The organism is Aquitalea sp. S1-19, from assembly GCF_024343515.1.
In genome coordinates this window covers 1-20,827 of sequence record NZ_RJTZ01000057.1, presented here as the reverse complement: position 1 = coordinate 20,827, position 20,827 = coordinate 1, and the positions used below count along the sequence as shown (strand labels likewise).

Here is a 20,827-nt window from a genome sequence, read left to right as displayed (position 1 = left end):
TTTGCCGGCGCCGTTGCGGCCGATCAGGCCGACGACTTCGCCTGCCTCCAGGGAAAAATCGACACGGTCCAGTAGGGCGTGGTGTCCGAAGGCAAGGCAAGCCTTCTCGACAGAAATGAGGGCCATGGATGGCTCGCTGGGTAGTTTGGGATGGCGCGATTGTAGCACGCCATGCGCGCCTGCCTTCGCTACGCCGTGCTAGCCATGTACAATGCGCGCCGTGATGGCCTGCCTTTAATTTTCCGCCATCGCGTTTTGCCCGTCACCCAAGGATAAACCATGTATTTCGTTGATCGCTCCGTCGCCATTATCAAACCGCGCGCGCCTTTTCTTGCGTGGCTGCGTACCGTATCCGGCGAGGACATGATAGATCTGACGCTGGACAGCCTGCGTGCCGACTGTACCGCCATGCTTTTGCCCGAGTTTGACGAGCCGGAGCAGGCGGTTGCCTATATCGACGAAATGGCCGAGCAGCTATTCCGTATGGAGCTGGCCAGCTGGCACGAAGACGAGTCGGCCTGGCCTGCTGATATCTCGCTGCTGGCGTTCTGGCAGTGGTTCGATGTCGAGTTCCACAGCATGGTGCTGGACAGCGTGGACGCCGATATTCTGAATACGCCGACGACCGAGCTGTAAGCTGGCATGGCGCTGCGGCCGTTTCGCGTGACTTTACGCCGGTCGCTGCTGGCGCTGCTGCTGTTTTGCCTGCTGGCCTCAAGCCTTGCGCTGGCGGTGCTGTACTGCAATGGACCGTGGGTCCTGCTGCTACTGGATGCAGCCTTGCTGCTGGCTTGCCTGCAAAGCGAGGGCTGGCTCGCCAATCGCCGCCGGCCCTTGTGTCTGGACGTCAGCGCCTCGGGCGTACTGAGCGCGGTTTTTCCGGATAGGAGCGAGCTCTGGCTGCTGGATGGCAATAGCCGCAGCAGTCCATGGCTGAGTGTCGTGATGGCACATGCCGGCAGTCAAAGGCGCAGGCTCACGCTATGGCCGGACAGCGCAGACGCCGATGCCTTGCGTAAGCTGCGCGTCTTTTTGCGCTGGCAGCCGGATGCGCGCAGGCCCTGATCCTCCCCCGACCCCATAATGAGAGTTGTCACCATGATGATACCCAACGCCAGTTCCACGCTTGAACAGTGGCTTGCCTATCTGGAAGCCGCCCACCCGGTCACTATCGATATGGGACTTGCCCGGGTGAGTGCGGTCAAGGCTGCCATGCAGCTGGATACCGATTTCCCCGTGGTCTTGATAGGCGGCACCAATGGCAAGGGTTCGGTCGCAGCCATGCTGTCGACCATCCTGAATCGCGCCGGCTTCAAAGTGGGCACCTATACCTCGCCGCATATCAATGACTACAACGAACGCGTCGCGATCGACCTGCAAAGCGCCAGCGACAGCTTGCTGATCGCAGGCTTTGTCGCGGTGGAACAGGCGCGGGCCGAAGTCGGGGTGAGCCTCAGTTATTTCGAGGTGGGGACGCTGGCGGCCATGCATTGCTTTATCGGCCAGCAGGTCGATGTTGCGGTGCTGGAAGTGGGCTTGGGCGGGCGACTGGATGCCACCAATGCGTTTGATGCCGATGTTTCCGTCGTGGTGAGTGTGGATATCGACCATCAGGCTTTTCTGGGAAATGACCGGGAAAGCATAGGTTTTGAAAAAGCCGGTATTTACCGTAACGGCAAGCCGGCTATTTGTGCCGACCCGAACCCGCCGGGCTCGCTGCTGGCCCATGCCGAGGCTATCGGTGCCCGCCTTGCTTGTGTCGGGCGTGATTACAGCTATAGCCGCATGGATCATCAGTGGTCGTTCCGCATGGGTGAGCGTGCCTTGCATGCCTTGCCGGTGCCGGCGCTGCGCGGCGGCTATCAGATGGGCAATGCCGCTGCGGCTTTGGCCGTGCTGGAAGCCTTGCGTCCGCGTTTGCCGGTTAGCCTTGGCGCCATCAAGCGCGGCCTGCTCGAGGTCGAGTGGCCCGGGCGTTTCCAGGTTCTGCCGGGGCGGCCGGTGACAGTGCTGGATGTCGGTCACAATCCGCATGCGGCACGGGCATTATCGGCCAGCCTGCGCCAACTGGCGTTTGCCGAAAACCGCTATGCGGTTTTCTCCATGCTGGCGGATAAGGACCTGGACGCCGTGGTGGAGATACTGCGTGACGATATCGACTACTGGTATGTGGGCGGGCTGGATGGTCCGCGCTCGCAAACAGCTGCCGAGATCGCCGAAAAGCTTGCCGCACATGGTCTGCGCAATATCCATGTTTTTCCCAAAGTGGAAGACGCATGGCATAGCGCCTTATCGCATGCCACAGAGAATGATAGAATCACCGTTTTTGGATCGTTTCATACTGTAGCGGCCGTGATGGCTGCACGGACCCAATCTGCTTGAGGGCGGCATGACCGGACTATCGAGAGATCAAGAACTTACCCAGTTGCGTAAACGTGCGCGCCGGCGTCTGGTCGGTGCTGTGGCACTGGTGCTGGTTGCGACTGTTGTGTTGTGGAATGTGCTGGGCGCCATTCCCGACCAAAAAATGAAACCGGAAGCCATCGAGGTGATCGGGCATGCCGCATCGGAAGCCGCTGCGGCAGTCGCCGTGGCCGATGCGTCCGCGCCGCTTGTTGATGCCGTGCCCGATGCATCCGGTCCGACCGAGATAGTGGCAAGCCTTCCGGCCGAGCCGGAGCCCGTGCCTGCGCCGCTGCCAACTGTTGCTGTTGCGCCGCCTCCGGCAAGCTTGCCGCTTGATAAGCCGGCCGTGAAGCCGGCACCGGAACCTGTCAAGCCGGCTCCCAAACCCGAGCCGGTCAAGCCGCAGCCCAAGGTCGAAACCGTTAAGGTGAAACCGGCTGTCGAGCAAGATCCGCTGGCCATTCTGGAAGGGCGTGAAAGCCGCGCGCCGGCCAAGACCGAGGCGGCGCCATCCGGCCGCTATATGGTGCAGCTTGCCGCGCTGAGCGACCCAGCCAAAGTCGATGCGCTGCGCGCGCGTCTGGCCGCCAGCGGCATGTCGGCCCAATTCAGCAAGGTACAGACCAGCAAGGGCGAAGTGGTGCGTGTGCGCATGGGGCCTTATGGCAGTCAGGCCGAGGCGCAGGCTGCGCTGGCCCGCTTGTCCAAGGCTGGCGTAAGCGGCATGGTGGTTTCTGCTAAATGACGACTTTTGACTATGTGATGCTGGCCGTGGTGGTCGGCTCCATGTTGCTGGCGCTGATGCGCGGGCTGATTGCCGAAGTTTTGTCGCTGACTGCCTGGCTGATGGCATTCTGGGTGGCCAAGACCTTTGCGCCGCTGGCGGCCCATTATCTGCCTTTGCCCGGCGATGGTCTGCGTCTGATCGGCGGCTTTATTGTCCTGCTGCTATTGACCTGGCTTGGCAGTGCGCTATTGCGCCTGACACTGACCAGTGTGGTGGATTCGGTCGGTCTGGGCGGGGTCAATAAACTGCTGGGGCTGTTTTTCGGGCTGGCGCGTGGCTTATTGCTGGCCACCGTGCTGGTGATGCTGGGCGGCTTAAGCGACTTGCCCAAAAGCCCGACATGGCAAAATGCGTTACTGGCGCAGCCATTCGAACAGGTGGCTTTGTCGCTGCGTCCATGGCTGCCGCAAGTGCTGGCCGAGCGCATCAAGTTTGGCTGAGTTATTTTTGCTGTCGGGCAGCATCGCTGCACCGATGGCACGTTCTACCCTTTAAAAACAGAAACCTTCGGGGAAGTCTTGATATGTGTGGAATTCTCGGCGTTGTTGCCAGCTCGCCCGTCAACCAGTTGCTGTATGACGGACTACAAGTCCTGCAGCACCGCGGTCAGGATGCAGCAGGGATTGCGACGGCCAATGGCAAGACCTTTCACATGCACAAAGGCAGCGGCCTGGTGCGTGATGTGTTCCGTACCCGCAATATGCGCTCGCTGTCCGGCCATGCGGGCATTGCGCATGTGCGCTACCCGACGGCAGGCTCGGCCGATAATCTGGCCGAAGCGCAGCCTTTTTATGTGAATTCCCCCTTCGGTGTCGTGCTGGCGCATAACGGCAACCTGACCAATACCGAAGAACTCAAAGCCGAGATGTACCGGCATGATCTGCGCCATATCAATACCAATTCCGATTCGGAAGTACTGCTCAATGTGTTCGCCCATGAGCTGGCCAACCGGGTCGAGGGCTTCGAGTTGTCGGTGGATGCGGTATTTGAAGCCATTGCAGCCGTGCACCGCCGGGTCAAGGGCGCCTATGCCGTCGTGGCGATGATTGCCGGCTATGGCCTGGTGGCTTTTCGCGACCCGAACGGCATTCGCCCGCTGGTGATTGGCACATGCGAGCAAAATGGCCAGACCGAATATATGTTTGCCTCCGAGTCGGTGGCGCTGGATTGTTCCGGTTACAGCCTGTTGCGCGATGTAGAACCGGGTGAATGCGTGTATGTCAGCTTCGAGGGTGACTTTCACAGCAAAATGGTCGCCGAAGGTGCCCAGCATGCGCCTTGCCTGTTCGAATATGTCTATTTTGCCCGCCCCGATAGCGTGATAGACGGCGCCTCGGTCTATCAGGCCCGTCTGGTGATGGGGGATATGCTGGCCGACAAGGTGCGTCGCGTCTTGCCCGAGCTGGATATCGATGTGGTTGTGCCGATTCCGGACACGAGCCGCCCCAGTGCATTGCAACTGGCGGTGAGTCTGAATCTGCCATACCGCGAAGGCTTTATCAAAAACCGTTATATCGGCCGCACCTTCATTATGCCGGGCCAGGGCGTGCGTAAAAAATCCGTGCGTCAGAAGCTCAACCCGGTGGGTTGCGAGTTCCGCGACCGCAATGTCTTGCTGGTGGATGACTCTATCGTGCGCGGCACGACCTCGCGCGAGATCGTTCAGATGGCGCGTGATGCCGGCGCCAAAAAAGTCTATTTCGCCTCGGCCGCGCCAGCCGTGCGTTTCCCCAATGTTTACGGTATCGATATGCCGACACGTGCCGAATTGCTGGCTACCGGTCGCAGCGAAGCCGAAATTGCGCGCGAAATTGGCGCCGATGCGGTGATTTATCAGGATCTGGAAGCGCTGGAAGAAGCCGTGCATTCGGTCAACCCCAAGCTCAAGCATTTCGAGACCTCGTGCTTCTCCGGCATCTATGTGACTGGCGACATCGATGACGCCTTTTTGGACCGTGTAGAGAGTGCACGCAAGAAAGGCAGTGAAGGCCCCGAAGCGCAGATGCTGGATTTGAATCTGAATGTGGCCGAGCAGAACCTGATATAAGGCCTGCCTGGACACAGATAAAACGGGGATTTGGCGTCGTGCCTGGCACGGGTGCTGATCCCCGTTTTGCGTATCCGTTTTCTCTCAAGCTTATTTATAACCACGACAAAAGAAACCATGATGAGCGAACCGAACCTGCACCCCGAAACGCTGGCCATCCGTGCCGGGCGTGAAACCAGCGAATTTAACGAGCATAGCCAGGCGCTGTTTTTATCGTCCAGCTTTACCTACGACAATGCCGCCGATGCTGCCGCGATGTTTCTGGGCGAAAAAGAAGGCTACACCTATTCCCGCTTCAGTAATCCGACGGTAACGGCTTTTCAGCAACGTCTGGCGGCACTGGAGGGGGGCGAGCGTGCCATTGCCACCGCCAGCGGCATGGCGGCCATTCAGGGTGTGATGCTGACTTTTCTTAAGGCGGGCGACCATATTGTCTCGTCGCAAAGCCTGTTCGGCTCGACCATCAATCTGTTTTCCGGCTTGCTGACCCGTTTCGGTGTCGAGGTCAGCTTTGTTTCGGCCACGGACCCCGAAGCCTGGCGCGCCGCCATGCGGCCGAATACCCGCTTGTTGTTCCTGGAGACGCCCTCCAATCCCTTGACCGAGATTTCGGATATTGCCGCGCTGGCCGATCTTGCGCACGCGCATGATGCGCTCCTGGTGGTGGATAACTGTTTCTGTTCACCGGCCCTGCAGCAACCTTTGCGTCTGGGGGCCGACCTAGTGGTGCACTCGGCCACCAAGTCGCTGGATGGCCATGGCCGCGTGCACGGGGGGGCGGTCGTTGGGAGCGATGCGCTGATCGAGCAAATCTATCTGCATGTGCGTACTGCAGGCCCGACCTTGTCGCCATTCAATGCCTGGGTGCTGCTCTCGGGTCTGGAAACGCTGTTTATCCGCATGGAGCGTCAATGTGCTTCGGCACTTGCCCTGGCGCAGTGGCTGGAGACTCAGCCTGGCGTCAAGCGCGTGTTTTATCCTGGGCTTGCCAGTCATCCGCAGCATGCGCTGGCGATGCGCCAGCAAAGTGCCGGCGGTACGGTGGTTTCGTTCGAACTGGAAGGCGGACGCGATGCGGCATGGCGTATTTACGATGCCTGTCAGGTGCTGTCGCGCACCGCCAATCTGGGCGATGTGAAAACCACGATCACCCATCCAGCCTCCACCACGCATGCGCGTGTCACGCCGGAGGCGCGGGCCAAGGCCGGCATAGGCGAAGGATTGTTGCGAATTTCGGTTGGCCTCGAGCATATTGACGATTTGAAACAGGATTTGCTGCGGGGTTTGTGCTAAAGCGCGACAAAAACAGAATAATTACTCATTGTTCATACGTATAATTCAAACGGCAGCTGCACTAGCTGCCGGTTTTTTTTGCTATCCGGCCATGCCATGGGCAAATTTGCTTGACATGGATCAACTTAAAACGTAAGTTTCAAACGGTTGTTCGAACAATAAAATGAATACAACAGACCTAACTGCAAACATACAAAAGACGCTTAATGCTATGGAAGTGAATCGCTCCGATACCGCCACCCGAATACTCGAAGTTTCCGAGTTGCTGTTTGTCGAACACGGCTTCGAGGCGACTTCACTGCGCATGATTACCCAGCAAGCTGAAGTCAATCTTGCGGCTGTCAACTACCACTTCGGTTCCAAAGACGCGCTATTCGAGTCGGTATTCATGCGCCGCTTTACGCCGCTGATCAGCGCGTGCCTGGCGGAACTGGATGCGCTCGAGGCAAAAGGGGCAGGGGATTCGATAGAACGGGTGGTAATGACGTTCATTCGCCCTTGCCTGGCGTTGTCGCGCGATCCTGCGCGTGGCGGAGCCTTATTCGTGCGCTTGCTGTCGCGCGCGCTGGTGGAGAACCACAGACTGCTGCGCGAGGCGCTGTCACGCGAGTACAGTGAATTTGTCGAGCGTTATACGCAGGCTTTTCGCCGTGCGTTGCCTGAGCTTGGCGAGCAGGATCTGTCATGGCGCATGCACTTCGCCTTTGGACTGATGTTCAATGCCTTTGCCGGTAATGATGTGCTGAAAATCTTCCGTAAAAGCCCGGTCGTCACCGCGCGGGACCCGGAAGCCATCGTCCAGCATCTAGTGCCCTTTGTACTTGCAGGTCTGACCATGCCTGCTTCTGACTGAAACGGGTCAATACGAGGAAACCATAAGATGATTTACGCCCTTGCTCTTGTCTTGCTGATCGGTGTGCTCGCCTACTGGCGCGCACCGGTTATTGCCTGGACGCTGCTTATTGCTGCCTGGCTTGCTGCCGCCCAGTTTATCGGTGGCTGTTCGATTGCTGCCGGGCTGTGGGGGGCATTTGCCGTGGTTGCGCTGATCCTGAATCTGCCGCCTTTGCGGCGCGCGCTCTTTACCGGCCCGGTGTTCAAAATCTTCAAGAAGATTACACCGGCCATGAGCCAGACCGAGCAGGAAGCCATCAACGCAGGCACGGTGTGGTGGGATAAGGATTTGTTTTCCGGCAAGCCTGACTGGAAGCGCCTCTTGGCTTTCCCCGATCCCAAGCTTTCGCCGGAAGAGCAGGCGTTTATTGATGGTCCGACCGAAGCCTTGTGCGCGATGGTGGACGACTGGAAAATCACCCATGAATTGAAGGATTTGCCGCCTGAGGTGTGGCAGTTCATCAAGGACAACGGTTTCCTGGGCATGATCGTCAAAAAGAAATATGGCGGTCTGGAATTCTCCAATTACGCGCATGCCAAGGTAGTCACCAAGATCGCCACCCGTGGCGGTACGGCGGCCGTGTCGGTGATGGTGCCCAACTCTTTGGGGCCGGGCGAACTATTGCAGCACTATGGCACCGAAGCACAAAAAGACTATTACCTGCCGCGTCTGGCCAAAGGTCTGGAAGTGCCGTGTTTTGCGCTGACCAGTCCGTCGGCAGGCTCTGATGCAGGCTCGATTCCGGACTACGGCATTGTCTGCCGTGGTTCCTATACCGACCCGCGTTCGGGCGAGCACTTCGACAATGTGCTGGGCATTCGTGTGAGCTGGGAAAAGCGCTGGATTACGCTGGCACCGGTGGCCACCATTCTTGGCCTGGCGTTCAAAATGTATGACCCGGATCATCTGATCGGGGACAAAGACGAACTGGGCATTACCTGTGCGCTGGTGCCGACCGAGCATGTAGGCGTTGAGATCGGCCGTCGCCACTATCCGGGTGGCGCAGCTTTTATGAACGGCCCGACTTCGGGGCGTGACGTATTCATCCCGATGGACTGGATTATCGGCGGTCAGGCCAATGCCGGCAAAGGCTGGCGCATGCTGGTCGAGTGCCTGTCGGTTGGCCGCTGCATCTCGCTGCCGGCGATGTCGGTTGCGACCGGCAAGTTCACCAGCTTTGCCACCGGCGCTTTTGCCCGCGTACGCGACCAGTTCGGCCTGCCTATCGGCAAGTTCGAAGGGGTGGACGAAGCCATGGCGCGCATTGGCGGCTACACCTACCAGATGGAAGCGGCACAGAATCTGGCGCTGGTCGGACTGGATATCGGCGAGAAGCCATCGGTCTTGTCCGCCGTTCTCAAGTATCACAACACCGAGCGCATGCGCAAAGTGCTGAACGACGCGATGGATGTGCATGGCGGCAAGGCTGTGGTCTTGGGGCCGCGCAACTATCTGGGCCGTGCCTATCAGGCTATTCCTATCGGCATCACGGTGGAAGGCGCCAATATCCTGACCCGTTCCATGATCATCTATGGCCAGGGTGCGATCCGTTGCCATCCTTTCGTGCTGCGTGAAATGAAATCGGCCATGGCCAACGATGTGGTGGAGTTTGACCAGGCGATCACCGGCCATATCAACTTCGTCATCAGCAATATCTTCCGCTCGCTCTGGCTGGGTTTGTCTGGTGCGCGCTTTGCCGCGAGCCCGAAAGCTGGCGAGAGCGCATGCTATTATCGCCAGTTGACGCGCTACTCCAGTGCTTTTGCCCTGCTGTCCGATATGGCCATGTTTAGCCTGGGCGGCACGCTCAAGTTCCGCGAGAAACTTTCGGCGCGTCTGGGCGACATGCTGTCCGGCCTGTACATCGCCTCGGCTTCGCTCAAGCATTTCGAAGATCAGGGCGCGCAAAAGGATGATCTGCCGCTGATGCACTATGCGGTACAAAGCGCCATCTACGATGTGCAGCAGGCGATGGACGGCTTTTTGTGCAACTTGCCAAGCAAGCCGCTGGCTTGGGTCTTGCGCAAGATCATCTTCCCGTGGGGCATGACTGCCAAACCTGCCAGTGACCGTACCGGCACCAAAATTGCCCGCCTGATGATGACGCCGGGTGCCGCACGCGACCGTCTGGTGCAGGGTGTCTACAAGCCGCAGGATGAAGCGGATGCAGTCGGCGTACTCGAACCTGCCATGCTGGCCATCATTGCGACCGAAGCGGCAGAAACCAAGCTGAAGAAATTGGTACGCGATGGCAAGTTCGCGACCATTACCGCGCGCGAGCGGCTGGACGAGGCCTTGGCCAAGGGCTGGTTGTCGCAGGAGGAGTTTGCTGCGGTGTCCCGCGCCCGACGCCTGAAGCGCGAAGTGATCATGGTCGATGATTTCGACAAGAGCATGACCCACCACGACGAGCAAATGTTGTCGCGCGTGATTTTCTGAGTATTGCTTGAGCGCGGGCCTTGCCCGTGCAATCAAAAAGCCCGGCTGCCTGGTAAGGCAGGCTGGGCTTAATGAGATGGTCCGTCTGAATTCAACAGCCCAGCAGGCTACGCTTGCTGGGCTGTTTTCTATTCGGTCAGGCTGACCATAAATTTATGTCCAGCCTGCCCTTGGCTATTCTCAAACCTGCGGCCACGCAGCGTGGCCGGCCAGAGGGGGAGTGGTGGTCATGGTGATGGATGACGAAGCCCGGCAATATCAGGGCGAGCGCGAGGCCGCACTTTATCGTGCGGCCGATGCGGATTTTGCGGCGTGGGCACTGGGCGTCGGGCCTGTCGTGCATGGCAGTGCAACCCAGCTGGCGGTATATAAACTGGCCGGGCGTTTGCTCGCAGCGGGGAAAGTGAACAGCCGTGCGGATGTCTATGCACAATTGCACGCCGCCGATGTGCTGGCGTGTGCCGGCATGTGGCTGGTTGCGCATATGACCTACGCCGAGCGGGTGTATCTGGATGGGCGGGCGCTGGACAGCGCTGACTTCAAGGCGCAGCCGGAGGGGCATACCGGCGGCTCGCTCAATATGGTGGTTGCCTATCTGGGCTATATGGCGGCTAATTCGCTGACTGGCCACACCCGTGCCTGGCTGATGGGGCAGGGCCACTGTGTGGCTGCCATCGATGCTTGCAATGTGCTGCTGGACAATATGAGCCCGGCGCATGCCGCGCGCTATGCCTTGTCCGAGGCGGGGCTAAGCCGGCTGGCCGCTGATTTTTACTCCTACCAGATGGACTGTCCGTTGGGCAGTCATGTCAACGCTTACACCGCCGGCGGCCTGATCGAGGGCGGTTATCTGGGTTTTGCTGAACTGCAGTATGTGCATATGCCCTTGCCGGGTGAGCGTCTGGTGGCTTTTCTGAGCGATGGCGCATTCGAGGAACAGCGTGGTAGCGACTGGATGAGCCGCTGGTGGCGTAGTGCCGATAGCGGGCTGGTGGTGCCGGTGATGATAGCCAACGGCCGGCGTATCGATCAGAAAACCAGTATGGGGCGTCCTGACGGCGTGGGCTGGTTCTGCCGCCACCTGACACTCAACGGCTTTGCACCCATGCTGATAGACGGGCGCGACCCTGCCGCTTTTGCCTGCGCCATTCTAGAGGCCGAGGACAGGCTGGAAGCCACGGCAGAAGCGGTCGCCTCCGGGCGTGCTGTCCTGCCTTTGCCGCTGCCGTATATCGTGGCCGAGACGGTCAAGGGCTGGGGCTTTCCCGGTGCCGGCACGAATGCCGCGCACAATCTGCCTTTATGCGCCAACCCCTATCTTGATGCGGCGGCGCGAGCCGAGTTTCACGCCGGTGCCAGTGTTCTCTATCAGTGCCTGCCCGCCATACTGGAAGCACGCGCCACACTATCCCGTCACGATGCACAAGGCCGGCTGCGCGAGCGCGACAATGCGCTGGCTTGCCGGAATATTCCCATCCCGCAATTGCCGCTGCCTGTGCCGGAGCCAGCCGGCTCGTCTTCCCCCATGGATGCGCTGGATAGCGCATTTTGCGCGCTGATCGATGCCAATCCCGGTCTGCGGGTGCGGGTGGGCAACCCGGACGAGATGCGCAGCAATCACCTGTGCCGCACACTGGACAAGCTCAAGCACCGGGTATTGGCACCCGAGGCCGGCATTGCCGAGGCGCAGGATGGCTGCGTGATTACCGCGCTGAACGAGGAGGCCGTTGTGTGTGCCGCACTGGCCAATAAGGGCGGGCTGTCGCTGGTGGCGAGTTATGAGGCGTTTGCCGTCAAGATGCTGGGGGCCATCCGTCAGGAGGTGATTTTTGCCCGCCATCTGCGCGCGGCCGGTCGCGCGCCGCACTGGCTGTCGGTGCCGGTGATCTCGACCTCGCACACCTGGGAAAACGGCAAGAACGAACAGTCGCATCAGGACACGACTCTGGCCGAGGCCTTGCTGGGCGAGATGGCCGATAGTTGCCGGGTACTGTTTCCGTTTGATGCGGCAACAGCGGTGGCCGCCTTATTGTCCTGTTACAGCAGCCATGGGCAGGTGTGCAATCTCATTGTGCCCAAGCGCGTGCAGCCACAGCATCTGGATATGGCTTGTGCATGGCAGGCGCTGGCTCAGGGCTGGGTACGCATCGCGCACAGCGGCGAGTCGTCGCAGCAGGTGCAATTGCTGGCTATGGGTGCAGCGCAACTGAACGAAATGCTGGCCGCCTCCGCGGTGCTGGCGCAGCACGGCGTAGCGCATGAGGTGATCGCACTGATTGAGCCGGCTCGCCTGCGCGCGCCAAGGGATGCGACAGAGGCAGCCTATTGCCTGAGCGCCGAGGCGCGCGAGCACGTCTTTCCTGCCGGCAGCTTGCGCCTGTTGCTGACCCATACCCGGCCTGAAACCATGAGCGGTATCTTGTGGCCCTTGGCAAGGAGTGCGCGCATCTGGCGCGCGTTGGGCTATATCAATCAGGGAGGCACGCTGGATGAAGAAGGGATGCTGCATGCCAACTGCGCAAGTCGCCATCATGTGCTGGCATGTTTGTCCGGTGAGCTGGGGCTGCAGCTGGATGCATAAAATGCCAAGCCACATGATCAAAAGCTAATATATAAAATTGAAACGGAGATGAATATGAAAGCCTATCTTGCCGAGGGTATCGGTACTTTCTGGCTGGTTTTGGGTGGCTGCGGCAGCGCGGTGCTGGCGGCCGCCTTTCCCGAACTGGGTATCGGCTTTGCCGGTGTGGCGCTCGCCTTTGGCCTGACCGTAGTGACTGCCTGCTACGCCATCGGTCCGATCTCGGGTGGCCATCTTAATCCGGCAATCTCGGTAGGCCTATGGGCAGGGGGGCGTTTCCCGGCCAACAAGGTGTTGCCGTATATGATCGCCCAGGTGATTGGTGGTCTGGTTGCGGCTGGCGTGCTCTACCTGATTGCCAGCGGTAAGGCCGGCTTCGATCTGGCCAGTGGCTTTGCCAGTAACGGCTACGGCGAACACTCGCCTGGTGGTTACGATCTGCGTGCGGTGATGATCTGCGAGGTTGTGATGACCATGATGTTTGTGTTCGTGGTGATGGGTTCGACCAGCAAAAAAGCGCCGGCAGGCTTCGCACCCCTGGCGATCGGTTTGTGCCTGACGCTGATCCACCTGATCTCGATACCGGTCGATAACACCTCGGTTAACCCGGCGCGCAGCACCGCCGTTGCGCTGTTTGTTGGCGACTGGGCCGTTGCCCAGTTGTGGGTGTTCTGGCTGGCACCTCTGGTTGGGGGTGTGCTGGGTGGCTGGCTGTACCGTCTGGTGGACGACAACCAAAGTGCCTGACGACTGGGGTGGCAGCGCCGCCTGATTGCAAAAAGCCTGGGGCGTCATTCCCGGGCTTTTTCATGTGTAACAGCTTTACTGAAGTACTCAGGCGAGCCGGCGGTCGCCGCGCAGGTAGAAGCGGTAATAACCGACCAGATTGCCGGCCAGAAAGAGTACCTCCATCAAAATGGCCATCGGTGAGCCGGCCAGACTGTTATGCAGGATCCAGATACAGGTACTCACCATCAGCAAAATCCGCATTCTTTTATCCGAGCCACTGAACATGGCGATATTCGGCAACAAGGCCGCTGCGCCCGCCAGCAAACTCAAAGCGCTTTGGTAAGTCATGGCGGTTACGATCAGGGTGAGCCCGATAAAGCCAAACATGATGCGCCGCGAGTTGAGATAGAGGCTGACCGTATTGCGTAAGGCTGCAATCGCCATCAATAGCACCGCCGTCCACTGTTCCAGCAGGAAAAAGTGCAGGCCGATCAGGATATTGGCTGAGACCAGGCAATACACCACATGCTTGCGCTGCTTGAACTGGAATGTCATGACATCGAAGCACATTGCGATGGCAATGCAAATCTGTGACAGCAAAAACGGGGTCATGGCGACCGCAATTAGTGTAAGTGAGAATTTACAATCTTATCGTATTGTCGTGGTCTTCGTCTTGCGCTATGCAATTGAAATTTAGCGTGCCGGTTTGATTTTCCCGCGCATCGACCGGACGGCGCTGGGGCTGACCTTACGATCTTTCCCGTCAGAATGCCTATTTTTTGATAGTCATTTCTTGTAAATGTGATTGGCCAACGTCATTTCAATGCAATATCATCTAGCTGAATTGGATAATTTATCCATTAAGGGTGGCTGATTCTGGGGGTAGACCATCCACTACTGACCTTGCTGATGACTTGTAGGAGATAAAAATGAAGCGTTATATCAAGAGCCTTGCCGTCGTATTGACGCTGGTGCTGGCCGCTTGCGGCGGCAAGACCGAGACTGTGGCGGAAGGTGGGGCAGGGGCTGATAAGGTGTATCGCATGGGCGTGAATGCGGCATTTGCACCGTTTGAATCGGTAGCCGCCGATGGCAAGTTGCAGGGTTTCGAGATCGAACTGGCGCAGGCTGTTGCCGATGCAGCAGGGATGAAGGTCGAGATGGGCAATACCCCGTGGGAAGGCATTTTTAACGGGCTGGCCAATGGCGACAGCGATTTTCTGATGTCGGCGATCACCATTACCGAGCAGCGCAAGGCTTCCATGGATTTTAGCGAGCCTTACTTTGAAGCAACCCAGCTGGTCGTACTGCCAACTGGCAAGAACATTGCCAAGGCTGAAGAGCTCAAGGGAATGAAGGTTTCGGTACTGGCCGGCTCAACCGGTGACACCATTGCTCAGAAACTGATGGGCGCGACCAGTACCGACATCAAGCGTTTCGAGTCGCTTGATCTGGCGCTCAAGGAGCTGGAGAACGGCGGCGTGCAGGCCACCATCGGGGACAACGGCGTCGTGGCTAACTACATCACCCATAACGGTGGTGACAAGCTGGCCGTGATCGAGGGCATAGACTTTGACAAGGAATACTACGGTATTGCCGTGCGCAAGGGCGACGCCGAACTGCTGGAGAAAATCAATGGCGGCATTCGCAAGGTGAAGGAAGAGGGCACTTACCAGAAAATTTACGAGAAATACTTCGGCAAGGCCTGATTTAAAGCCCTGCAGCAACGATGTGCCTGCCGGCGCATCGTTGCGTGGTGTTTGCGGCGGCAGACTTTGATGCTTACCTGAGTGTTGCCAGCCGCAATTTGATGGTTTCGCGCGTCACCGGCCCGGCAATGCCGTCGGCCTTGATATGCGCGGCTTGCTGGAAAGCGCGCACCGCGCGTGTTGTCGCCGGCCCATAGCGCCCATCGACTATCAGTCTGGGGTTCGCTCCCAGATCATTTAATGCCTGCTGCAACCAGCTGCTGTCATTGTCCGGCTCGGCATGCTGCCACGCTGCCTGATTACTTTCTTGCAATAAGGGCCACAGCCTGGCGAACCAGGCCATGCGTTCGGGCAAGCCGTTGTAACCGCCATTGATGGCCCGGGTGATGGCGCGAATATCGTTTTTGTCGGCCAGCGCATTCAGCTTGCCTTCGCTCCACTCGGTGAGCGCCGGCTTGAGTGCATGCCCGGGCACGGTGCCCCATTCGGGGTGTGCCTCGAAATCGACACCACAGGCCTCACCCATACGCCGGTGATTGCCGCGGCCTGTGGTTTGCAGCAGGCCATTGCCGCGAAAACGAAAACCATCCCCCGCCTCGGTGTTGCCCAGCTCCCTGGCTTTACGCGGATTGCCCAGCCCGTAAACGCGCTCGGCAATCGCCTCGGGGTGGCCGGAGAGTGCCGTCGCCTGTGCCGGGGTGATGGCGGCGCTGTGCCGGCCCACACCAAAAATCTGGCTTAAACGCGGTGCGCTGTAATTCATGTTTTCGCGCAGCACGCTTAAGCCGCCGGTTTCGTGCAGCATCTGCGCCAAAAAGTGGGCAAGCCGTAGCGGCGTATTCAGCCCGTGTTGCTCCAGCAGCGCGCCACCCTCGCGCAGGGCTTGCAGATATTCGGTTTTGGCCTTGGGCAGCAAGGGAGTCAGGGTGTCGACTAGCGTTTTCATGGCAGCGCTTCGCAGGGTAGAAGTCTCCAGTCTAGGACAGCTCAGGGCAGAAACTTGAGGTGGCGGATGCTATAGCGGCTGGCCTCATCATTGCCGCGAAGGCCTTGGCTATCGAATACCACGGCGCGCCGGCCATTACCCGCGACCGCCCACAGGCATTCCCCGCCGGCGCCATGAAAACCCTGACTATCGCTGACCCCGCAGTCCACCACCGCCAGCAGCCCTTGCCAGCCACTGCCATGCAGGGTTTGCACCGGATAGCTGCCATTACGCCCGTGTGCGACCCAGCCTTGCGCCGTGCGCTCGAACACCGCCTGCTGAGTCGCGATGTTTTCCCAGGCGCCGTCAAACACTTCGGCGCTCAGCTCAGGCTCATGACCGCGCCCCAGTGCGATACAGCTTTTGCTGTCACGACAGCCGCGTGCGGGCGGGCGGCTGACAGGGTAAGGGAAGGCGATGCCCAGCGCAGGGTCGCTAAAGCTGCGCCATGCCGAATGAAGCGTCTGGAGCCGGGCGCGGTAAGTCGCGCTCAGGCAGGGCTCGTCGCGACAGCGCGCGCGCTCTACGGCGAGCCAGGCGCGTTGTTGCGCCTTGAGTAAAGCGGGCCGGGGCGAGGCGGAAAGCGTAGCGCGATAGAGGTCGGAGAGTTCCTTATCCAGTGCGATAAGGGCTGGCTCGGCGCAAATCAGCCGCTCGTCAGGGCTGGCCGCACGCTGGCAGTCAAATGCCTGTGCGGCCGAGGATAAGAGTAAGGCGGCAGGCAGCAGCCAGTTTGCTGCGCTCACCATACGACCGGCCGGTCGGCAATTTCATTGGGCCGGGGTGTGCCGTTTGCCGGGTAGTGATGGTGTAAAAGCTGCGTCAGCGCCTCGATGCCGGCAAGCGTACCCTGCTCGAACTGGCCCTGGCGAAATGCGGCTTCCATCGTGTGGCAAATGGCCTCCCATTGCGCCGGTGCCACGCGGGCACTGATGCCGCGATCGGCAACGATTTCGACATCGCGATCGGCCAGCAGCAGGTAGATCAGCACGCCGTTATTGTGCTCGGTGTCCCACACGCGCAAGCGCGAAAACACCTCGATCGCGCGCTCACGCGCTGTCGTGCCGGCCAGCAGTGCGCACCCGGAGAGGGCGCCTTCCACCGCAAAGCACACTTGGGCGCAATGGCGTTGCTCGCCTGCGCGTATGGCGTGTTCGATATTATCCAGCAGCGCAGGAGTAAAGGTGCGCCTGAGCTGCCAGCTGCTTAGGCTTAGGTGGCGCAAGATGCGTGTCAGTTTTGTCATCACCATTTTCCCGAGGCGCCGCCTCCGCCAAAACCACCGCCGCCCCCGCCGAAGCCGCCCCCAAAACCGCCGCCATGTCCGCTGCTGCGGCCCGACCCGCCGCGGCTATAAGCAGCCATGTTTCCCATCAGGGTCAAGACAAAAGCCATCAGGCCTGAAAGCAGGGCGAGGATGCCCACACCCAACAGCATCCATACTGCGATGGCGATGCCGCCACCGGTGAGGAAAGCAGCCGGCAAGCGCCCGATCAGGCTGCGCAATACGGCACCGCCGATGAACACCGCCATCAGCAGCAGCGGCGCCAGTTCGGATAACTGCGTTTGCAGGGATGGCTGCGCCTGCTTTGGGGCGGGCAGGGCTTCGCCCTTAATCACCTGCATCATGCTGTTCAGACCTGCCTCCAGTCCATCGTAAAAATGGCCCTGTTTGAAAGCCGGCACGATCACTTCGCTGATAATGCGCTTGCTGGTGGCGTCGTTCAGCACCCCTTCCAGACCGTAGCCTACCTCGATGCGCAAAGCGCGGTCGTCCTTGGCGACCACTAACAACGCCCCGTCATCCACCCCCTTGCGCCCCAGTTTCCATTGCTCGGCGGCGCGTAGAGCGTATTGCTCGATGGTTTCATCGCCGGTTGTGGGCACCATCAATAGTGCAATCTGGCTGCCTGTTTGCGTTTCAAACGCGGCGAGTCGGGCGTCCAGTGTCGCGCTTTGCTCTGCGCTCAAGGTGCCGGTCAGGTCGGTGACATGGGCGTTCAAGGCCGGTATGGCCACCTGTCGGGCATGCGCCAGCCCCACCCACAGCGGCAGCAACAGGGCAAGCGCCGCGAGCAGGCGCAGCGCGCGCGGGCTGATCATTGCGCCGGTGCCGGTTTGGCGGGTGTCTGGCCGAAATCGACGGTCGGCGCGGTGGAGATGGCTTGCTCGTTCTCGACGCTGAAGTTGGGTTTGACCTGATAACCCATGGCCATCGCGGTCAGGTTGGAGGGAAAGCTGCGCACGCTCAGATTGTATTCCTGTACCGCCTTGATATAGCGGTTGCGCGCCACGGTAATGCGGTTTTCCGTACCTTCCAGCTGGGCCTGCAGGTCACGAAAGCCGGTGTCCGACTTCAGTTGCGGATAATTTTCCGCCACCGCCAGCAGGCGCGATAGCGCGCCGCCCAGCTGCGCCTGATTCTGCTGAAAACGCGCCAGTGCCGCCGGATCATTCGCAAGCTCGGGTGTGATTTGCATGCTGCCCACCCGCGAGCGTGCCTCGGTCACCTGCAGCAGCACGTCTTTTTCATGGCTGGCATAGCCTTGCACCGTGCGTACCAGATTGGGCACCAGATCGGCACGGCGCTGATACTGGTTCAAGACCTCGGACCAGGCCGCTTTCACTTGCTCGTCAGTCGATTGCAGGGTGTTGTAGCCGCAGCCGCTCAGCGTGGCGAGGCTAAGCGCCCATAAAAGCATCCACAGTTGTCGCATGATCTTCTCCTTACTGAAACGGGGTGGGACTGAGAGAAAAGGGTAACCTCACCAGAGTAGGACAGGACAAGGGCCGCAGTGAGGCTTGATTGCCGTGGCGTTCATCATGGCGCTGGCCGGCTTGCGGGAACGGGGCTCGCTCAAAGCACAACAGGCCGATATCAAACGGCAGATGCAAGGCGTGTGTGCTGTTAAGATAACATTTATTTATGACTAAGGGATGGCGTATGACCTACCGGTTGATCTATGTGGCGTTTGGCCTGGCCATTCTCTATTTCGAAGCGGCTTTGCTGGATGGCTATGCCGGCCTGTCCGGCTTGCACCTATTGCTGGCGCCACTGGAAGCATGTCAGGCGCTGGGCTTTTCCCTGGCCTTCGGTTTGGGGCTGCCGGCATGGCTGGCATTGGGACTCTCCGCGCTTTTGATGCTGCTGCCGGTTTGGCTGCTGCCGCGCCGGCTGTTGCGGCGCAGATAGTCCGCAGCCGGGCACAGCTCATCGTCCGCTTGAATAGTTTTCGCATGACCCATGGGGCAAATGAATGGCGGAAGATTTTTCTTATTGCAAGTGCCCGCACTGCGGGCGTGCCAACCGGATTGATCAGCACAATGCGGCGTCGCGCCGCCCCTTGTGCGGACAGTGTCGCACGCCGCTGTCCGGCAACCGTCGTCAGGCACCCGCCGTGCTGGTCTTGCTGGGCGTGCTGGTGCTGGTGCTGGCCTTGCCCGTCAGCCAGTGGGCGATGCCATACCTTGGCCGTACCGTTGCATTGTGGGCGGCGGTGACACTGGCCTGGCTGGTGTTGCGCTATTACCGGGCGACCTTCGACGCTGGCTGGAAGGTCATGCTTGCCATGTTCGGTGTCAGCGTGTGCCTGCTGCTGTACGACCGCAGTCCGGAGGCGGGTGCGCTGCAAATGGCAAAAATGACTAGCGCCGTGCCGGGCATCGCCGGGCCGCTGCGTGACGACCCGCACCGCGACTATCTGGCCGCAGTGGATGCGCGTGACCCGGAAATCAATGTGCTCGCATCGCGTCTGGTTAAAGGCTGCGCCGTACGCGATCAGGCTTGCGAGGCGGACAGCATCGCGCGCTTCGTCGCCGACCGTATCGACTACCGCAACGATCCGGATGGCGGGCGCGACTATATCAAGCCGCCGCGGCAGACGCTGGCGGCAGCGGCCGGCGACTGCGAGGACAAGACTATTCTCGCAGTCAGCCTGCTCGAAACGCTGGGCATCCGCAGCGTGATGGTGTTCGAGCCGGGCCATGTCTACCCGATGGCCTGTTTCGAGCACGCGCCCGAAGCACTGCGCGGCAAAGCGGGTCGTCAAATTGCCGGTACCGGAAGCTGCTACGCGCTTGAGCCGACCGCAGAAAATTCTGGCCTGGGGGTGGAGAAGGACACCGGCCGCATCGAGGCGGCCTATCTGGTCAAAGGAGGGCAGCGCCTTGATTAAGCATGGCTGGCATTACGGACGTGTGGCGCTGGGCTTGCTGTGGGCGCTGCTCTGTGCGCCCTTGTGGGCGTCCGAGCTGCATATCGAACACCTGAGCGACGGGCGCACCTCGCTTGCGCTGTCGGGCAACGGTCGCTGGGCGGAGACGGTACATATCGAAGTCACGCCGGCCTGGGCGGTGCAATCCTCGACGCAGTCGTGGCCCATGCAGGTCGAAATCAGGCCGGAAGAAGTGCGCCGGGTCATCGCCGAAATCAGGCTGGCACCGGGGGCGCAGGTCAGCTTCAATCGCCGCAGCCGGCCCGGCCTCGTGTCGGCGCAGCATCAGGACAGCTACGCCTACTTGCGGCCCATCCCCAGCATGGGGGCGCTGGCAGGTGGCGAGGCGCAGGGACGGGCGGTGCTGGGCGAGGCGGTGCGCGTCGCCCGCGACGGCATCGTGGTGCAGGCCGAGGCACGCGATGATGCGGGCTATGTGCTGGTCGCCCACGCGGACGGCACGTTGGGCAGTTATAGCGGGTTCAGGCCGGGGGCAGATTTGCCGCCGGGGCGCTATGTCAATCGCGGCGGCGTGCTCGGGCAAGGGGTCGGCACTTACACGCTGCTGTTCCGTGTCGAGCGCCCCGCCGCCAGTCTCGACGCCGCACAGGCGCCGCAGCCGGTGATCTCCGCCGTCTGGCGCGACGATGTGAAGTTTGTCGCGCAGGTGCTCGCGGTGACTGCCGGGCTGCTGTTTGCCTTCCCGCTGCGCCGCCGCTCTGTGGTGGCGAAACGCACGGCG

Annotated in this window: 22 protein-coding genes; 15 read left to right on the top strand and 7 right to left on the bottom strand. The window is 60.2% G+C overall.

Annotated features, from left to right (window positions below):
- On the bottom strand, nucleotides 1–126 hold a 126-nt coding region (locus tag EGI20_RS10175), incomplete at its 3' end, for an ATP-binding cassette domain-containing protein (protein ID WP_498631355.1).
- 153 nt (nucleotides 127–279) lie between these two features.
- Between EGI20_RS10175 and EGI20_RS10170 the strand changes: the two genes are divergently transcribed.
- The 11 genes from EGI20_RS10170 to aqpZ all read left to right on the top strand — a co-directional run bounded on the left by EGI20_RS10170 (nucleotide 280) and on the right by aqpZ (nucleotide 13,195).
- Nucleotides 280–636 (top strand): hypothetical protein, encoded by a 357-nt coding sequence (locus EGI20_RS10170; RefSeq protein ID WP_124734482.1) that lies wholly within the window; start codon nucleotides 280–282, stop codon nucleotides 634–636.
- A 6-nt stretch (nucleotides 637–642) separates the two neighbouring features.
- Entirely contained in the window at nucleotides 643–1,065 is a 423-nt protein-coding gene (locus tag EGI20_RS10165) for a protein YgfX (protein WP_498631352.1), read from the top strand.
- Nucleotides 1,066–1,101: 36 nt separating this feature from the next.
- The gene (folC, locus tag EGI20_RS10160; RefSeq protein WP_498631354.1) at nucleotides 1,102–2,382 is read left to right on the top strand and encodes a bifunctional tetrahydrofolate synthase/dihydrofolate synthase; all 1,281 of its coding nucleotides are present in this window, start codon (nucleotides 1,102–1,104) and stop codon (nucleotides 2,380–2,382) included.
- A 43-nt stretch (nucleotides 2,383–2,425) separates the two neighbouring features.
- On the top strand, nucleotides 2,426–3,151 hold the full coding sequence (locus tag EGI20_RS10155; protein ID WP_498631351.1) for an SPOR domain-containing protein: 726 nt from the start codon (nucleotides 2,426–2,428) through the stop codon (nucleotides 3,149–3,151).
- Entirely contained in the window at nucleotides 3,148–3,633 is a 486-nt protein-coding gene (locus EGI20_RS10150) for a CvpA family protein (RefSeq protein ID WP_498631350.1), read from the top strand. The genes EGI20_RS10155 and EGI20_RS10150 overlap by 4 nt, the downstream gene beginning before the upstream one ends.
- An 83-nt stretch (nucleotides 3,634–3,716) precedes the next feature.
- Nucleotides 3,717–5,240: an amidophosphoribosyltransferase gene (purF, locus tag EGI20_RS10145; RefSeq protein ID WP_498631349.1), complete on the top strand. Its 1,524-nt coding sequence runs from the start codon at nucleotides 3,717–3,719 to the stop codon at nucleotides 5,238–5,240.
- A gap of 120 nt (nucleotides 5,241–5,360) precedes the next feature.
- Nucleotides 5,361–6,533, top strand: a complete 1,173-nt coding sequence (locus tag EGI20_RS10140; protein WP_498631353.1) for an O-succinylhomoserine sulfhydrylase — start codon at nucleotides 5,361–5,363, stop codon at nucleotides 6,531–6,533.
- A gap of 211 nt (nucleotides 6,534–6,744) precedes the next feature.
- Complete coding sequence (locus EGI20_RS10135) at nucleotides 6,745–7,386, top strand: TetR/AcrR family transcriptional regulator (RefSeq protein ID WP_124734476.1); 642 nt, start codon at nucleotides 6,745–6,747, stop codon at nucleotides 7,384–7,386.
- A 27-nt stretch (nucleotides 7,387–7,413) separates the two neighbouring features.
- Nucleotides 7,414–9,867 carry an acyl-CoA dehydrogenase gene (locus EGI20_RS10130; RefSeq protein WP_498631348.1) on the top strand — a complete coding sequence of 818 codons (2,454 nt, stop codon included), beginning with the start codon at nucleotides 7,414–7,416 and terminating at the stop codon, nucleotides 9,865–9,867.
- 229 nt (nucleotides 9,868–10,096) lie between these two features.
- Nucleotides 10,097–12,448: a phosphoketolase family protein gene (locus EGI20_RS10125; protein ID WP_498631347.1), complete on the top strand. Its 2,352-nt coding sequence runs from the start codon at nucleotides 10,097–10,099 to the stop codon at nucleotides 12,446–12,448.
- Between the two features lie 48 nt (nucleotides 12,449–12,496).
- Nucleotides 12,497–13,195, top strand: a complete 699-nt coding sequence (gene aqpZ / locus EGI20_RS10120) for an aquaporin Z (protein WP_498631346.1) — start codon at nucleotides 12,497–12,499, stop codon at nucleotides 13,193–13,195.
- Nucleotides 13,196–13,282: 87 nt separating this feature from the next.
- Here aqpZ and EGI20_RS10115 read toward each other — a convergent pair whose 3' ends face one another.
- On the bottom strand, nucleotides 13,283–13,789 hold the full coding sequence (locus EGI20_RS10115; RefSeq protein WP_498631345.1) for a YgjV family protein: 507 nt from the start codon (nucleotides 13,787–13,789) through the stop codon (nucleotides 13,283–13,285).
- 317 nt (nucleotides 13,790–14,106) lie between these two features.
- Between EGI20_RS10115 and EGI20_RS10110 the strand changes: the two genes are divergently transcribed.
- Nucleotides 14,107–14,886 (top strand): basic amino acid ABC transporter substrate-binding protein, encoded by a 780-nt coding sequence (locus EGI20_RS10110; protein ID WP_498631344.1) that lies wholly within the window; start codon nucleotides 14,107–14,109, stop codon nucleotides 14,884–14,886.
- Between the two features lie 73 nt (nucleotides 14,887–14,959).
- Here the strand turns inward: EGI20_RS10110 and EGI20_RS10105 are convergent, their stop codons facing one another.
- Genes EGI20_RS10105 through EGI20_RS10085 form a run of 5 tightly spaced genes read right to left on the bottom strand, consistent with a single transcriptional unit; the run spans nucleotide 14,960 to nucleotide 18,588 of the window.
- A complete protein-coding gene (locus tag EGI20_RS10105; RefSeq protein WP_498631343.1) occupies nucleotides 14,960–15,832 on the bottom strand; it encodes a peptidoglycan-binding protein in 873 nt (290 codons plus the stop codon).
- A 41-nt stretch (nucleotides 15,833–15,873) separates the two neighbouring features.
- Nucleotides 15,874–16,620 carry a lysozyme inhibitor LprI family protein gene (locus tag EGI20_RS10100; RefSeq protein WP_498631342.1) on the bottom strand — a complete coding sequence of 249 codons (747 nt, stop codon included), beginning with the start codon at nucleotides 16,618–16,620 and terminating at the stop codon, nucleotides 15,874–15,876.
- Nucleotides 16,614–17,117, bottom strand: coding sequence for a TPM domain-containing protein (locus tag EGI20_RS10095; RefSeq protein ID WP_498631341.1), 504 nt, complete (start codon nucleotides 17,115–17,117; stop codon nucleotides 16,614–16,616). The genes EGI20_RS10100 and EGI20_RS10095 overlap by 7 nt, the downstream gene beginning before the upstream one ends.
- Nucleotides 17,117–17,974, bottom strand: coding sequence for a TPM domain-containing protein (locus tag EGI20_RS10090; RefSeq protein ID WP_498631340.1), 858 nt, complete (start codon nucleotides 17,972–17,974; stop codon nucleotides 17,117–17,119). Before EGI20_RS10090 ends, EGI20_RS10095 begins: the two co-directional genes overlap by 1 nt.
- Nucleotides 17,971–18,588 (bottom strand): LemA family protein, encoded by a 618-nt coding sequence (locus tag EGI20_RS10085; RefSeq protein ID WP_498631339.1) that lies wholly within the window; start codon nucleotides 18,586–18,588, stop codon nucleotides 17,971–17,973. The genes EGI20_RS10090 and EGI20_RS10085 overlap by 4 nt, the downstream gene beginning before the upstream one ends.
- Before the next feature lie 227 nt (nucleotides 18,589–18,815).
- Here EGI20_RS10085 and EGI20_RS10080 point away from each other — a divergent pair, with 227 nt between their 5' ends.
- The 3 genes from EGI20_RS10080 to EGI20_RS10070 all read left to right on the top strand — a co-directional run.
- On the top strand, nucleotides 18,816–19,064 hold the full coding sequence (locus tag EGI20_RS10080) for a hypothetical protein (protein WP_160796654.1): 249 nt from the start codon (nucleotides 18,816–18,818) through the stop codon (nucleotides 19,062–19,064).
- 64 nt (nucleotides 19,065–19,128) lie between these two features.
- A complete protein-coding gene (locus EGI20_RS10075; RefSeq protein WP_498631338.1) occupies nucleotides 19,129–20,046 on the top strand; it encodes a transglutaminase domain-containing protein in 918 nt (305 codons plus the stop codon).
- Nucleotides 20,039–20,827, top strand: a 789-nt coding sequence (locus EGI20_RS10070; RefSeq protein WP_498631337.1) for a hypothetical protein, incomplete at its 3' end; no start/stop codon positions are given. The genes EGI20_RS10075 and EGI20_RS10070, both read left to right, overlap by 8 nt.

Excerpts from the sequence above, each read along its gene's own strand:
- EGI20_RS10170 (WP_124734482.1), top strand. The coding sequence starts at position 280 with ATGTATTTCGTTGATCGCTCCGTCGCCATTATCAAACCGCGCGCGCCT.
- EGI20_RS10165 (WP_498631352.1), top strand. The coding sequence starts at position 643 with ATGGCGCTGCGGCCGTTTCGCGTGACTTTACGCCGGTCGCTGCTGGCG.
- folC (WP_498631354.1), top strand. The coding sequence starts at position 1,102 with ATGATACCCAACGCCAGTTCCACGCTTGAACAGTGGCTTGCCTATCTG.
- EGI20_RS10150 (WP_498631350.1), top strand. The coding sequence starts at position 3,148 with ATGACGACTTTTGACTATGTGATGCTGGCCGTGGTGGTCGGCTCCATG.
- purF (WP_498631349.1), top strand. The coding sequence starts at position 3,717 with ATGTGTGGAATTCTCGGCGTTGTTGCCAGCTCGCCCGTCAACCAGTTG.
- EGI20_RS10140 (WP_498631353.1), top strand. The coding sequence starts at position 5,361 with ATGAGCGAACCGAACCTGCACCCCGAAACGCTGGCCATCCGTGCCGGG.
- EGI20_RS10135 (WP_124734476.1), top strand. The coding sequence starts at position 6,745 with ATGGAAGTGAATCGCTCCGATACCGCCACCCGAATACTCGAAGTTTCC.
- EGI20_RS10130 (WP_498631348.1), top strand. The coding sequence starts at position 7,414 with ATGATTTACGCCCTTGCTCTTGTCTTGCTGATCGGTGTGCTCGCCTAC.
- EGI20_RS10125 (WP_498631347.1), top strand. The coding sequence starts at position 10,097 with ATGGTGATGGATGACGAAGCCCGGCAATATCAGGGCGAGCGCGAGGCC.
- aqpZ (WP_498631346.1), top strand. The coding sequence starts at position 12,497 with ATGAATATGAAAGCCTATCTTGCCGAGGGTATCGGTACTTTCTGGCTG.
- EGI20_RS10115 (WP_498631345.1), bottom strand. The coding sequence starts at position 13,789 with ATGACCCCGTTTTTGCTGTCACAGATTTGCATTGCCATCGCAATGTGC.
- EGI20_RS10110 (WP_498631344.1), top strand. The coding sequence starts at position 14,107 with ATGAAGCGTTATATCAAGAGCCTTGCCGTCGTATTGACGCTGGTGCTG.
- EGI20_RS10105 (WP_498631343.1), bottom strand. The coding sequence starts at position 15,832 with ATGAAAACGCTAGTCGACACCCTGACTCCCTTGCTGCCCAAGGCCAAA.
- EGI20_RS10100 (WP_498631342.1), bottom strand. The coding sequence starts at position 16,620 with ATGGTGAGCGCAGCAAACTGGCTGCTGCCTGCCGCCTTACTCTTATCC.
- EGI20_RS10095 (WP_498631341.1), bottom strand. The coding sequence starts at position 17,117 with ATGACAAAACTGACACGCATCTTGCGCCACCTAAGCCTAAGCAGCTGG.
- EGI20_RS10090 (WP_498631340.1), bottom strand. The coding sequence starts at position 17,974 with ATGATCAGCCCGCGCGCGCTGCGCCTGCTCGCGGCGCTTGCCCTGTTG.
- EGI20_RS10085 (WP_498631339.1), bottom strand. The coding sequence starts at position 18,588 with ATGCGACAACTGTGGATGCTTTTATGGGCGCTTAGCCTCGCCACGCTG.
- EGI20_RS10080 (WP_160796654.1), top strand. The coding sequence starts at position 18,816 with ATGACCTACCGGTTGATCTATGTGGCGTTTGGCCTGGCCATTCTCTAT.
- EGI20_RS10075 (WP_498631338.1), top strand. The coding sequence starts at position 19,129 with ATGGCGGAAGATTTTTCTTATTGCAAGTGCCCGCACTGCGGGCGTGCC.